Origin of the sequence: Streptococcus sp. 20925_1_77 (genome assembly GCF_041432125.1) — a bacterium.
Lineage (GTDB): Bacteria > Bacillota > Bacilli > Lactobacillales > Streptococcaceae > Streptococcus.
Genome location: NZ_JAPVZB010000008.1, coordinates 19218 through 32457 on the forward strand (window position 1 = coordinate 19218; position 13240 = coordinate 32457).

Consider the following 13240-nt stretch of genomic DNA (forward strand, 5'->3'; position numbering starts at 1 on the left):
GTGTTTCCCCTTTAATGAGATGAAAGAGCGTGCTTGTTCTTTCTCTGCTTAGGAGCGATAAAGAAGCTGATGAGAAAGAAGACAGCAGAAGTGAGGACAATACAAGACCCGACGGCGATGTTTAAGCTATAGCCAATAAAGAGTCCCAGGATGGATGCAAGAGCACCTAATCCGGATGAAAGGAGCATCATGGACCAGAGACTATTGGCATAGAGATAGGCCGTCGCAGCGGGTGTAATGAGCATGGCGACGATGAGAATGGTTCCGACACTCTGCATAGCAGTGACAGAAACCAAGGTCAAGAGCACCATAAGGAGGTAGTGATAGACCTTGACCCGGACGCCCATGGATTGAGCCAGAACAGGATCAAAAGATGTGAGCAGTAAGGGTCGAAAGAGTAGGACAATCACCAGCAAGACCGCAGCACCAACACCGATGGTTATCCACATATCCTGGTCTTGCACGGCCAAGATATTCCCAAAGAGGATGTGGAAAAGGTCGGTGGAACTTTTAGCGACTCCAATCAGGATGACTCCTAAGGCGAGGAAAGAAGAAAAGGTAATCCCAATTGCAGTGTCGCTCTTAATGATGGAGTTGCTCTTGATATAGGTGATAAGGACGGACGCCAGGAGGCCAAAGACAATAGCGCCAATAAAGAAATTGATGCCCAGGATAAAGGAGAGAGCCACACCAGGAAGAACTGCGTGTGAGATAGCGTCTCCCATGAGAGACATGCCTCTTAAAATAATGAAGCATCCAACGGCTCCAGCGACAATCCCGATGGCGATGGCTGTGATCAGGGCATTCTGTAAGAAGTGGAATTGCTGTAATCCATCGATAAATTCTGTAATCATCCGACGCCACCTCCTATAAAGAGTTCATGCCCATAGGCTGCGTGAAGATTCTCCTTGGTAAAGGTTTCTTCTGTTTTCCCAAAAGCAATCAGCTTGCGATGAAGGAGGAGGACCTGGTCGAAATAAGCTGGGACCTTGCTGAGGTCGTGATGGACGATCAGAATGGTCTTGCCTTCTTTTTTCAAGGTCTGAAGGGTCTGCATAATGATGTCTTCGCTGACAGAGTCAATCCCTGCGAAGGGCTCATCCAAAAAGATGACATCTGCTTCTTGGACCAAGCAGCGGGCGATCAGGACCCGTTGGAATTGCCCTCCTGAAAGCTGGCCGATCTGGCGATCCGCTAGATCAAGAAGATTGACAAGTTTCAAGGCATTTTCCACCTTTTGGAGATCCTCTTTGCTTTTTCTCTTGAAGATCGAAAGATGGGGATAGAGACCCAGTGAGACACACTCCCGCACCGTGATGGGGAAGTGGAAATCAATAGCGGATTTCTGTTCGACGTAGGCCACTCGTTGAAGAACTTGGCCGAGATCTTTTTGATCGAGCAGGACCCTTCCCGAATGAGGGAGAAGTCCTAGCATGGCCTTGATTAGGGTTGATTTTCCAGCCCCATTGGGGCCAAGAATGCCTAGGATGGTTGGACCCTGGATGGTGAGGGAAAGATCCTCCAAGGCCAGTGTTTGCTGGTAAGCAACACTTAGATGTTCAATTTGAATCATGATTTTTCTCCTTTACCATTAATATACATGAATAAAAAAATTAAGTCAAGTTAATTTTTGAAATAATTTAGATTAAATCTCTTGTAATCATTGAAAAAAGTTCCTATTTTTGATAAGGTTATTAGAAAAGAATGAAAGCGAGAAGATCATGGTACGTTTACAAGATGATTTTTATGATTACGTCAATGGGGAATGGGCTGAGACAGCTGTGATTCCTGATGACAAACCGTCAACTGGTGGTTTTATGGACTTGATCCAAGATATCGAAAACTTGATGTTGGATATCACTGGAAAATGGCAACGAGGAGAAGAGCTACCTGAAGACAGCATTCTGCAAAACTTTGTCAAATACCATAAAATGGTGGCAGATTTTGATGCACGGGAAGCAGCTGGTGTAGCACCAGCCATGCCCTTGATCAATGAAATCAAGGCCTTGTCTTCTTTTGAAGACTATACCAGCAAGCTGGGAGCCTATGAACTAGCTGGCAAACCAAATATCATGCCATTTAGCGTGTCACCAGACTATATGAATGCCCAAATGAATGTCTTGTGGGGAGAAGCGCCGGCTCATATCTTGCCAGATACGACCTACTATGAAGAAGGTAACGAAAAAGGCCCAGAATTACTGGCTATCTGGCGCCAAATGATGGAAAAACTTTTACCTAAATTTGAATTCTCAGAGGCAGAAATCAAAGATATCCTGGATAAGGTCATTGCGTCGGATGCAGAATTGGCCAAATATATCTTGTCAAATGAAGAAAGATCCGAGTACAATAAACTCTACCATCCTTATAAGTGGGCAGATTTCAAGGCCTTGGTTCCAGAATTGCCACTCGATACTTTCTTTACAGAAGTGATCGGACAAACACCAGATAAAATCATCGTTCCAGAAGAGCGTTTCTGGAAGGAATTCGCACCAACATTCTATTCAGCAGCCAACTGGGAAACTATTCATGCAAGATTGAAACTCAGTGCAGCCCTAGATTGGACTTTATTCTTAACCGAAGAAATTCGTGTCTTGGCTGGTGAATATGGACGGACCATTTCGGGTATTCCAGAAGCTCGTCCAAAAGAAAAGGCGGCCTTGTCATTAGCAGAAGTACCATATAGCCAAGCGCTTGGACTCTGGTATGCAGGTGAAAAATTCTCACCAGAAGCAAAAGCAGACGTAGAGCATAAAGTAGCGACCATGATTGAGGTCTACAAGGATCGTCTGGAAAAAGCAGGCTGGCTCGCTCCTGAAACTCGCGAAAAAGCTATTGTCAAGCTCAATGTCATCACACCGCATATCGGCTACCCTGAAAAATTACCAGAAACATACGCCAAGAAGATCATCGACGAGAGCAAGACCTTGGTGGAAAATGCTCAAGCCCTTTACGAAATTTCCATTGCCCATACTTGGAGCAAGTGGAACCAACCGGTTGATCGAAGCGAGTGGCACATGCCAGCTAATATGGTCAATGCCTACTATGATCCGCAACAAAACCAAATCGTCTTCCCAGCAGCGATTTTACAAGCACCATTCTATGACCTTCACCAATCATCATCAGCCAACTACGGTGGAATCGGTGCGGTCATTGCCCATGAAATCTCCCACGCCTTTGACACCAATGGTGCTTCCTTTGACGAGCACGGTAGCTTGAAAGACTGGTGGAAGCCAGAAGATTACGAAGCCTTTACCGCTCGCACGCAAAAGGTCATCGATCAGTTTGAAGGGCAAGACTCTTACGGTGCTAAGATTAACGGGAAATTGACCGTTTCTGAAAACGTGGCAGATCTAGGAGGAATTGCTGCAGCCCTTGAAGCAGCGAAGAAAGAAGCAGACTTCTCAGCAGAAGAATTCTTCACCAACTTTGCTCGCATCTGGCGTATGAAAGCTCGGACAGAGTACATGCAACTCCTCGCAAGTGTTGATGTCCACGCACCAGGAAAACTCCGTACCAATGTCCAATTGCCAAACTTTGACGAATTCTTTGAAACCTTTGATGTCAAAGAAGGAGATGGCATGTGGCGCGCACCAGAGGATCGTGTAATTATTTGGTAAATTAAGATACTAAGCCCGTAAAAAAGCGAGAAGAAAATAGGAGATTGACCATGTAGGCCATGCCCACCAGTCAATCTCTCTTTTTCTCGACGCTTTTAGGGCGAGTTCAATTTCGTGATAGTGATTTATCTTTTTTCCAAAGGAAGTAGTCTCGACTTCAGTTAGGCGATTGATTTTCTTGATCGCTCGTGAAAAAAATAAAAATCCCCAAAGCCAAGTTTCAACCTACTGAAACTAGCTTTTGGGATTTTTGATTGGATTAGAAATCATAAGAAATATCAAATAATAATGAAGCGTTCTCAATCATTGTGTCGACAAACCAAGAACTCCCATACCTTATGGTAATGGGAGTTCTTTTTCTATTTTCTTCTTTTTGGATCGGTTTGTTTAAAGATCAGGTATAAAATTCCGGCAGGCAGGAAGCAGAAGAGCCACATGATATCGAGTCCTTTGCTTTTACTGCTAGAGGTCGTTGTTTTAGACTCACTTACGGCCACTCCCGCTTTAATACTTGGAGATACCTGTTGCAAGCCGTTTTGGACGACCAGGCGGTTGTTTTCCAGTTTAATTGCTGGATTCGTACCTTTTTTAACGGTTGCATAAAAGTCTTGCTTCAGTTGAATGGTCTTCCCGTCGATGGTGTGTTGGCCTGCAGAAAGGACTTTTTTATACTGGTAGTCCGCAAACATTTTCTCGGCTAAGGTATTTCCGATTTGATTGCGGTAGCTTTCGGCGATCTCGACATCGTAGTTTCCAACGCCTAGGATGACTTCGATAATCCGCTGTTTACCACGCTTGGTTGTCGCGGTGTAGTTGTAGTCAGCAGTCGGGCTGGATCCGGTCTTGAGTCCATCTGTTCCTTTGAGGGCGAACTTTCCACCTTCGAGGGAAGTGTTGTAATTATCGTAGCTTTGCTCGTAAGGGGTTCCTTCCATGATGGTGGTGTGAGCTTGCTTGGTGTATTCCAACATTTCTGGCAGGTCGTTTACGATGTGATAAGCCAGAATAGACATGTCTCGTGCTGTGATTTCGTTATTGGCATTGACATCATAGCGCTGAGGGTTGTAGTAGCCTTGAAGCACCGAGATCATCGCCCCATTTGGATTGTGCCATTTGGTATGGCTCATCCCCATTTCTTGTGCGTACTGATTCATTAAGTCCAAAAACTTATCGGGATCATTGTCCGTAACAGCGTTTGCGAGCATAATCACAGCTGCGCTAGAAGATGGAACAAAGAGCATCTTGATCAATTCAGATACCTTATAGTCCACACCAGCTACAATAGGTGAGTTACTTAACAAATTGTTTTCCGAAATAGCTTGATCAGCCTCTGTTGCTGTGACCACGGTATCATATTTGATCTTGCCTTCCTTAAGGGCCCGAAAGACCACATAGGCACTCATGAGTTTGGCCATGCTTCCGGAGTCCCGGACCGTGTCGATATTGTCTCCGTACAAAATGGCTCCAGTATTGGCGTCGATGACGATGTCAGCCTTAGGCTTGTAAAAATCGTCCAATACCAGTCCAGCATCAGCTGCGATTTTCATGACATCTTCTTGCTGGTAGATGTCATCCGCAAAAGCAGTGGAAATAGGGCCTAATGTCAAGACTCCTACAAGGAGGGACAAGAGGCTGCGTTTTAGTCGTTTGTGTAAATGTCTCACATAATTCATAGATTCCATTATATCATACAGGCCAGGGATTCAACTTGAAAAAATTTTAGAAAAAGTAGAAATTGAAAAAATAAAGGAAAAATAGGATAATTTCGCAGTAAAAGCGTTTACATTTCCCTAGAAAGTGCTATAATTTAAATTGAGTATAACATTTTTTACAATGAGGTGATTTATATGAACAAAGGGAAGGTACTCTTAGCTACCAGCGCTCTGCTTTTATCAGCTGGTGTACTGGCAGCCTGCTCAGGAGGGAAATCTAGTAGCTCTGGTGGTCAGACATTTAGCTATGTCTATACCCAGGATCCGGATACCTTAGACTACTCGATTTCCAATAAAAAATCGACTTCCGAGTTTACAGGAAATGCGATAGATGGCTTGTTGGAAGTGGATAAGTACGGGAACTTGATCCCATCGCTTGCTAAAGACTGGACTGTTTCCAAGGATGGCTTGACCTATACTTATAAACTCCGTAAAGGGGTCAAATGGATGACTTCTGAAGGGGAAGAATATGGAGAAGTCAAAGCCCAAGACTTTGTCACAGGCCTCAAACACGCGGCAGACAAGAAATCACAAGCGATTTACTTGGTCCAAAAATCTGTCAAAGGCTTGGATGATTATGTTTCAGGGAAGACATCTGATTTCTCAACTGTTGGAGTAAAGGCTATTGATGATTATACCGTTCAATATACCTTGAGCCAACCGGAAAGTTTCTGGAATTCTAAGACTACGATGGGGATCTTGATGCCGGTTAACGAAGAATTCCTGAAATCTAAAGGAGATGACTATGGTCAAGGAACTTCTCCATCTAGTATCCTCTACTGCGGTCCTTATTTGATCAAGTCCATCACTTCTAAATCTTCTGCGACCTTGGAAAAGAACCCAACATATTGGGATGCGGATAATGTCAAGATCAGTAAAGTCAAGTTGACCTATTATGATGGACAAGATTCAGAATCCTTGATCCGTGGATTTGATAAAGGCGACTATACGGTTGCCCGTGTCTTCCCAAGTGGCTCTAACTATAAGAGTGTAGAGAAGAAGCACAAAGACGATATCGTCTTTAGTGACCAAGGTTCCTCAACCTACAACCTTTCCTTCAACATTGACCGTCAGTCTTATGAAATTACAGCCAAGACCACAGATGCTCAAAAGACTTCAACTAAGAAAGCAATTTTAAATAAAGACTTCCGTCAAGCCATTATGTTTGCCTTCAACCGTAAGGCATATGTAGCTCAGGCGAACGGGGAAGCTGCTGCCAATAAGGTCATCCGTAATACCTTTACGCCACCAAACTTTGTCCAAATCAATGGCCAACAATTTGGGGATGCAGTAGAAAAAGACTTGGAAGCTTATGGGGATGAATGGAAAGGGGTCTCTGTCGCAGATGGAAAAGATACCCTCTACAATCCAACCAAGGCCAAAGAAGAGTTTGCCAAAGCTAAGGCAGATTTGCAGGCTCAAGGAGTTGAATTCCCAATTCATTTGGACCTTCCAACTTCTTCAACTTATACAGAAGGAATCAAACAAGCCCAATCCTTCAAACAGTCGATCGAGTCAACTTTAGGAGCAGAAAATATTGTTATTGATCTGAAAATGATCTCAGATGATGACCTGCAACGGGTTACCTACTTTGCTGAAAATGCATCGCAACAAGACTGGGATTTGAACAATAACTTGGGTTGGGGACCAGACTATACGGACCCATCTTCTTACATTGATATCACTAGTGGTAAATCTGGCGAAAATGCCAATGCCTACTTTGGATTCGATGCTGGTACGGATAATGCGGCCGCAAAAGCAGCTGGTTTTGATGAATACGATCAATTGATCGAAGATGCGCACAATGAAACCAAAGATGTGAACAAGCGTTACGAAAAATATGCTGCCGCTCAAGCTTGGTTGACCGATAGTGCCCTCTTGATTCCGATCCATTCAGATGGAGCTTCTCCAGGCGTTCGTAAGACTGTACCATACTCCGCAGCCTTTGCTTGGACAGGCCACAAGGGTCAATCCTTCAACTATAAATATTTGGAAGTTCAAGACAAGGTCGTATCGGCTAAAGACTACGACAAAGCGCGTGATCAATGGAAGAAAGAAAAAGAAAAATCCAATAAAAAAGCGCAAGAAGAACTTGAAAAGCATGTGAAATAGACTTTTCTTGAAGAAAACAGGAAAGACAGGTCCCGTATGGGACCTGTTTTCTTTGTCTGAACCTTTAAAAATCGCCTAAAAATGGTATAATAGGAGCATCACGAAAATTGGAGAGACGCTATGAGTTTTTACAATCATAAAGAAATTGAGCCTAAGTGGCAAAAATACTGGGCTGACCATCACACCTTTAAGACAGGAACGGATGCTTCAAAACCTAAGTTTTATGCATTGGACATGTTCCCTTATCCATCTGGAGCGGGTCTTCACGTAGGACACCCAGAAGGCTACACAGCAACAGATATCCTTAGCCGTTTCAAACGTGCGCAAGGTTACAATGTCCTTCACCCAATGGGCTGGGATGCTTTTGGTTTGCCTGCTGAGCAATACGCTATGGATACAGGGAATGACCCAGCGGAATTCACAGCAGAAAACATCGCTAACTTCAAACGCCAAATCAATGCGCTTGGCTTCTCTTACGACTGGGACCGTGAAGTCAATACGACAGATCCAAACTACTACAAGTGGACGCAATGGATCTTCACTAAGCTTTACGAAAAAGGTTTGGCTTATGAAGCTGAAGTACCAGTAAACTGGGTTGAGGAACTAGGAACAGCTATCGCTAACGAAGAAGTTCTTCCAGATGGAACCTCTGAGCGTGGTGGCTATCCAGTTGTCCGCAAACCAATGCGCCAATGGATGCTTAAAATCACTGCCTATGCGGAACGTTTGCTCAACGACTTGGATGACCTTGACTGGCCAGAGTCTATCAAGGACATGCAACGCAACTGGATTGGTAAATCAACTGGTGCTAACGTTACTTTCAAAGTAAAAGGGACTGACAAGGAATTCACCGTCTTTACAACTCGTCCGGATACCCTTTTCGGTGCGACCTTCACTGTTTTGGCTCCTGAACATGAACTAGTAGATGCCATCACGACACCTGAACAAGCTGAGGCTGTAGCGGACTACAAACACCAAGCTAGCCTTAAATCAGACTTGGCTCGTACAGACCTTGCCAAGGAAAAAACAGGGGTTTGGACTGGTGCTTATGCTATCAACCCTGTCAATGGTAAAGAAATTCCAATCTGGATTGCCGACTATGTTCTTGCTAGCTACGGAACAGGTGCTGTTATGGCCGTACCTGCCCACGATGAGCGCGACTGGGAATTTGCTAAACAGTTTGGTCTTCCAATCGTAGAAGTCTTGGAAGGTGGCAACGTAACAGAAGCTGCTTACACGGAGGATGGCCTTCACGTCAACTCTGACTTCTTGAACGGTCTCAACAAAGAAGAAGCGATTGCTAAAATCGTGTCTTGGCTAGAAGAAAAAGGCTTTGGTCAAGAAAAGGTGACCTACCGTCTCCGCGACTGGCTCTTTAGCCGTCAACGTTACTGGGGTGAACCAATCCCAATCATTCATTGGGAAGATGGGACTTCGACAGCTGTTCCAGAAAGTGAACTCCCACTTGTCTTGCCAGTGACCAAGGACATCCGCCCTTCAGGTACTGGGGAAAGCCCATTGGCCAACTTGACAGACTGGCTGGAAGTGACTCGTGAGGATGGAGTCAAAGGTCGTCGTGAGACGAATACGATGCCACAATGGGCAGGTTCAAGCTGGTACTACCTCCGCTATATCGATCCACACAACACTGAAAAATTGGCTGACGAGGATCTCCTCAAACAATGGTTGCCAGTCGATATCTACGTGGGTGGTGCAGAACACGCTGTGCTTCACTTGCTTTACGCTCGTTTCTGGCACAAATTCCTCTATGACCTTGGTGTTGTACCGACTAAAGAGCCATTCCAAAAACTCTTTAACCAAGGAATGATCTTGGGAACTAGCTACCGTGATCACCGTGGAGCTCTTGTGGCAACTGACAAGGTTGAAAAACGTGACGGTTCTTTCTTCCATGTGGAAACGGGAGAAGAGTTGGAGCAAGCGCCAGCCAAGATGTCTAAATCCCTCAAGAACGTGGTGAACCCAGACGATGTGGTGGAACAATACGGTGCGGATACCCTTCGTGTCTATGAAATGTTCATGGGACCACTTGATGCTTCCATCGCTTGGTCTGAAGAAGGTCTGGAAGGAAGCCGTAAATTCCTTGACCGTGTGTACCGTTTGATCACAAGTAAAGAAATCGTTGCGGAAAACAATGGCGCTCTTGACAAGGTGTATAACGAAACCGTTAAATCTGTCACTGAGCAAATCGAGTCGATGAAATTCAACACTGCCATTGCTCAGCTCATGGTCTTTGTCAATGCAGCGAATAAGGAAGATAAACTTTATGTAGACTATGCCAAAGGCTTTATCCAATTGATTGCCCCATTTGCGCCTCACTTGGCAGAAGAACTCTGGCAAACAGTCGCAGCAACCGGTGAGTCTATCTCTTATGTAGCTTGGCCAACATGGGACGAAAGCAAACTGGTTGAAGACGAAATTGAAATCGTCGTTCAAATCAAAGGTAAAGTCCGTGCTAAACTCATGGTTGCGAAGGATCTTTCACGCGAAGAATTACAAGAAATCGCTCTAGCTGACGAAAAAGTCAAGGCAGAGATCGATGGCAAGGACATCGTGAAAGTGATTAGTGTCCCTAATAAACTCGTTAATATTGTTGTTAAATAAATTTAAAAATCCTTCAGAGTTCAGCTCTGGAGGACTTTTTAGGCTCAGCTTGACAATAAATAGTATTTTTGTTAATATCATTAACAAAAGAGAGGCGCTATGAATAAGAAAGAACTGCATAAGTTTAATAATCGTTTTAACAGCTTTGCTTTAGCTTTTGAACAGTTGAAAAAAGCTCAGCATAGGAACAGTATTGATAAATCAATCACTATTAATGAAGTCCATTTGATCGACCTGATAGGTCGCAATCAGCCTGTGAATCTAGTGAAATTATCTGAGTTACTTGAAGTATCTAGGAGTGCCATTACTCAGAGTGTTAGACGTTTAACTAAGAAAGACCTCGTTACTTTTGAATTTGCACCGGATAATGAAAAAAATAAATATCTGATATTATCCAAAAAAGGTGTTGAAGTTTTTAATATCCATAAAGAGCAGCAAGAACATATTGAAAAGGCCATTTTTTCAGTTTTAAGAAACTATAGTGAGGAGGATCTTCAAATGGTTATGAAACTGATGGATGATGTTGAACAGGTATGGCAAGAATTGCCGTGGTAAAAATCACGGTAATTTTAAAACTATATTGTTAATTATATTAACAAAAAGAGGAAGATATGAATATACAAATTGAACTGATCTCAGAGTCTGATTTAGCAGACGAATCTTTTAATATTGTCATCGATGGCTTAAAACCAAGAGAAACCTATCGAGTCGAAATGTATTTATCTGATTATTATTGTATCAATGCTCCTATGCTTTTAGCTCATGATGTTTTATGGAAATCAACAGCGACTTTTGTATCAGATAAGAATGGTATTATTGATATTTCACAAACTCCATCTTGTTCTGGCTCTTATGAAGATATTGCAACAATGGGGTTATTCTTTAATGCCAAGCCAATGCCAAGCCCTTGACCAATAGGAAAAAGAAACTTCCAAACTCTCTTTCTAAAATTCCTTTATTAGATCACTTTTTTGTGGAAATCAAAATTATACAAGGTAATACTGTCGTCGCAGAGAGAACTTTCACAAGACATTACATGAGTTCGCAAATTAGTCATCAAGATATTTACAGGAAACATTTTCAAGGGAGACTATTTTATGATAAAAAGGCAATAAAAGCACCAGCATTGATTATTGTGAGCGGTAGTGAAGGAAGGATTGAAAAGGCACAGAATATAGCTCAGCTTCTATCTTCTAGAGGTTATATTTGCCTAGCAGTTGCCTACTTTGGTTTAGAGGGGTTCCCAAAACATTTGGAACGTATTCCTTTAGAGTGCCTTGTGGAAGCAAAGGATTATCTACGTCAGCATCATCAAGTAGATAGTGAAAGAATTGGAATCTATGGACGTTCTAAGGGAGCAGAGTTAGTTTTAGCTGAGGAGAGCATTTTTAATGACGTCCAATGTTTGGTACTAAATTCACCCTCTGATGTGGTGTATGAAGGGATAGAAGGGAAATGGAACTCCCATTCTTCTTCTTGGACGTATTTGCAAAGAGAACTTCCCTATCAAAAGTTTCGACTTAGAGATTATCTGTTCAGCAAACTTTTAAAAAAATCCTTCCTTAAAGATTGCTCTGCTAGGATAGATATTGGCCAAATGCATTCACCAATCTTATTGCTCGGAAGTACTGTTGATGAAATATGGGATGCCTCGTCAGCAATTGATGATATTGTTTCACATTATAAAGGACACCACATTACATTTAAAAAATACTATGAAACAGGTCACATGTTGACAGTGGCTTATCAACCAAATCATCGTTATCGAAAAGATTGGCGTTTATTGATGAAAGAGAGTAAGGATTCTTGGTTGGCTACGATTCATTTTTTTGATAGGTATTTGAAGAAGCAATAACATAAGATTATAAATATGCTATAATAGTCCCAACTAAGATAAAAACACAGTTCTGGTTGGTAGTCCAGACGTAGGCAAGCCTATCAGTAACCTTCCTCCTTGGTTGTCCATTCTTAGGGATAGATTTAAGGAGGTGCTGTCGTGGAAACAATTTCAATTGGATTGACAGTTTATTTTGAAGATGGATTTTGGCATGGTTTGTTCGAACAAGTGTATCGAGAAACTTATCAAGTTTGTCGTGTGACATTTGGTCAGGAGCCAAAAGATGATGAAATTCTAGAGATGTTACAGACTCAGTTTACTCATTTATCTTTTAGTCCAGAAGCTACAGTTAAGCAACATGTAAAAATCAAGAATCCTAAACGATTACAGCGAGCTGTGAAGAAACAAGTAAAGAAGAAAATTTCTTCCAAGTCGAAAGAACTATTGCAGTTGCAGTATGAGGAAAGGAAAAAGATTTCAAAACATCAATCTAGTGTCCAAAAGCAATTGCTCAAACAAGAGAAATTCGAACGCAAACAGCAAAAACGAAGAGACAAGCATAAAGGACATTAACCCTTATCTCTTTCATCAAAAAAGCTTCGGTAGGAAGAACGCTACCGAGGCTTTTTAACAAATTTCATTCTGGATTACAGTGAACAGATGTAAAACTCATTGTTGTTCTACAAGGAGTTTAAATGTTGCTCTTTTTCCAAGAAAAATTGTGAAAAAAGAGAAAAAGTCTGGCAATTTTGAGGTCGTCAAGAATTCTTTGAAGAGTATCTTAGAAAAAAATGTTATTTCTATATAGAAACAGTTGACAGATGTAATAGGCAGTGGTACAATGACTTTGATATTTCGATATAGAAATAAAAAGGAGACAAAATGGACAAGATGCAAGGGGGCTACCAAGCTTTACAGATACGCTTATTGAACGGGCGACTTTTTCAAAAACTCTTGAGCAAGGAACCAGATGCTCAATACAGAAGTGAACAAGGGAAAATTTTAACGATTTTGTGGAAGCAAGAGTTGGGGTGCGCTACTGCGACAGATATCGCTCTTGCGACGGGTCTAGCCAATAATACATTGACCAGTATGGTTAAGAAATTGGAAGAACAAGGCCTGGTCACGATTCAACCTTGTACGCAGGATAAAAGGAAAAAATATATTTCTTTGACAGACCTTGGTTGGGCGCAAAAGGAAATTGGAGACCGTGTCAGCAAAGAACTGGGAGAGATTTTTTATCAAGGATTTTCTGATCAAGAAATCCGAGAATTTGAAGCCTATCAAGAGCGGATTATTGACAATCTAAAAGCTAAAGAGAATGAACTGTAGTAGAGGGG

Annotated in this window: 9 protein-coding genes and 1 pseudogene; 7 read left to right on the forward strand and 3 right to left on the reverse strand. The window is 42.4% G+C overall.

Features of this window, described 5'->3' with window-relative positions; translation table 11 throughout:
* Nucleotides 1-11: 11 nt before the first annotated feature.
* Complete coding sequence (locus O3626_RS05715) at nt 12-854, reverse strand: metal ABC transporter permease subunit (protein WP_368385556.1); 843 nt, start codon at nt 852-854, stop codon at nt 12-14.
* Nucleotides 851-1573, reverse strand: coding sequence for a metal ABC transporter ATP-binding protein (locus tag O3626_RS05720; protein ID WP_254728277.1), 723 nt, complete (start codon nt 1571-1573; stop codon nt 851-853). Before O3626_RS05720 ends, O3626_RS05715 begins: the two co-directional genes overlap by 4 nt.
* A 148-nt stretch (nt 1574-1721) precedes the next feature.
* On the opposite strand from O3626_RS05720, the gene O3626_RS05725 reads away from it, so the two are divergent.
* A complete protein-coding gene (locus tag O3626_RS05725) occupies nt 1722-3617 on the forward strand; it encodes a M13 family metallopeptidase (RefSeq protein ID WP_371495777.1) in 1896 nt (631 codons plus the stop codon).
* Between the two features lie 359 nt (nt 3618-3976).
* On the opposite strand, the gene O3626_RS05730 is transcribed toward O3626_RS05725, so the two are convergent.
* On the reverse strand, nt 3977-5299 hold the full coding sequence (locus O3626_RS05730) for a DUF1958 domain-containing protein (RefSeq protein ID WP_371495779.1): 1323 nt from the start codon (nt 5297-5299) through the stop codon (nt 3977-3979).
* Nucleotides 5300-5464: 165 nt separating this feature from the next.
* On the opposite strand from O3626_RS05730, the gene O3626_RS05735 reads away from it, so the two are divergent.
* From O3626_RS05735 to O3626_RS05760, 6 genes and pseudogenes are all read left to right on the forward strand, one after another.
* A complete protein-coding gene (locus tag O3626_RS05735; RefSeq protein WP_070505340.1) occupies nt 5465-7441 on the forward strand; it encodes a peptide ABC transporter substrate-binding protein in 1977 nt (658 codons plus the stop codon).
* A gap of 120 nt (nt 7442-7561) precedes the next feature.
* Nucleotides 7562-10063 (forward strand): leucine--tRNA ligase, encoded by a 2502-nt coding sequence (leuS, locus tag O3626_RS05740; protein WP_371495781.1) that lies wholly within the window; start codon nt 7562-7564, stop codon nt 10061-10063.
* Nucleotides 10064-10162: 99 nt separating this feature from the next.
* Nucleotides 10163-10618 (forward strand): MarR family winged helix-turn-helix transcriptional regulator, encoded by a 456-nt coding sequence (locus O3626_RS05745; protein WP_003018344.1) that lies wholly within the window; start codon nt 10163-10165, stop codon nt 10616-10618.
* A gap of 56 nt (nt 10619-10674) precedes the next feature.
* Nucleotides 10675-11918 (forward strand): annotated as a pseudogene (locus O3626_RS05750) (acyl-CoA thioesterase/BAAT N-terminal domain-containing protein).
* A 141-nt stretch (nt 11919-12059) separates the two neighbouring features.
* Nucleotides 12060-12473 (forward strand): YjdF family protein, encoded by a 414-nt coding sequence (locus O3626_RS05755; protein ID WP_073949360.1) that lies wholly within the window; start codon nt 12060-12062, stop codon nt 12471-12473.
* A 309-nt stretch (nt 12474-12782) separates the two neighbouring features.
* Nucleotides 12783-13232, forward strand: coding sequence for a MarR family winged helix-turn-helix transcriptional regulator (locus tag O3626_RS05760; protein WP_003009927.1), 450 nt, complete (start codon nt 12783-12785; stop codon nt 13230-13232).
* Nucleotides 13233-13240: the final 8 nt, after the last annotated feature.

Coding starts and splice junctions, on each gene's coding strand:
- O3626_RS05715 (WP_368385556.1), bottom strand. CDS start 854: ATGATTACAGAATTTATCGATGGATTACAGCAATTCCACTTCTTACAG.
- O3626_RS05720 (WP_254728277.1), bottom strand. CDS start 1,573: ATGATTCAAATTGAACATCTAAGTGTTGCTTACCAGCAAACACTGGCC.
- O3626_RS05725 (WP_371495777.1), top strand. CDS start 1,722: ATGGTACGTTTACAAGATGATTTTTATGATTACGTCAATGGGGAATGG.
- O3626_RS05730 (WP_371495779.1), bottom strand. CDS start 5,299: ATGGAATCTATGAATTATGTGAGACATTTACACAAACGACTAAAACGC.
- O3626_RS05735 (WP_070505340.1), top strand. CDS start 5,465: ATGAACAAAGGGAAGGTACTCTTAGCTACCAGCGCTCTGCTTTTATCA.
- leuS (WP_371495781.1), top strand. CDS start 7,562: ATGAGTTTTTACAATCATAAAGAAATTGAGCCTAAGTGGCAAAAATAC.
- O3626_RS05745 (WP_003018344.1), top strand. CDS start 10,163: ATGAATAAGAAAGAACTGCATAAGTTTAATAATCGTTTTAACAGCTTT.
- O3626_RS05760 (WP_003009927.1), top strand. CDS start 12,783: ATGGACAAGATGCAAGGGGGCTACCAAGCTTTACAGATACGCTTATTG.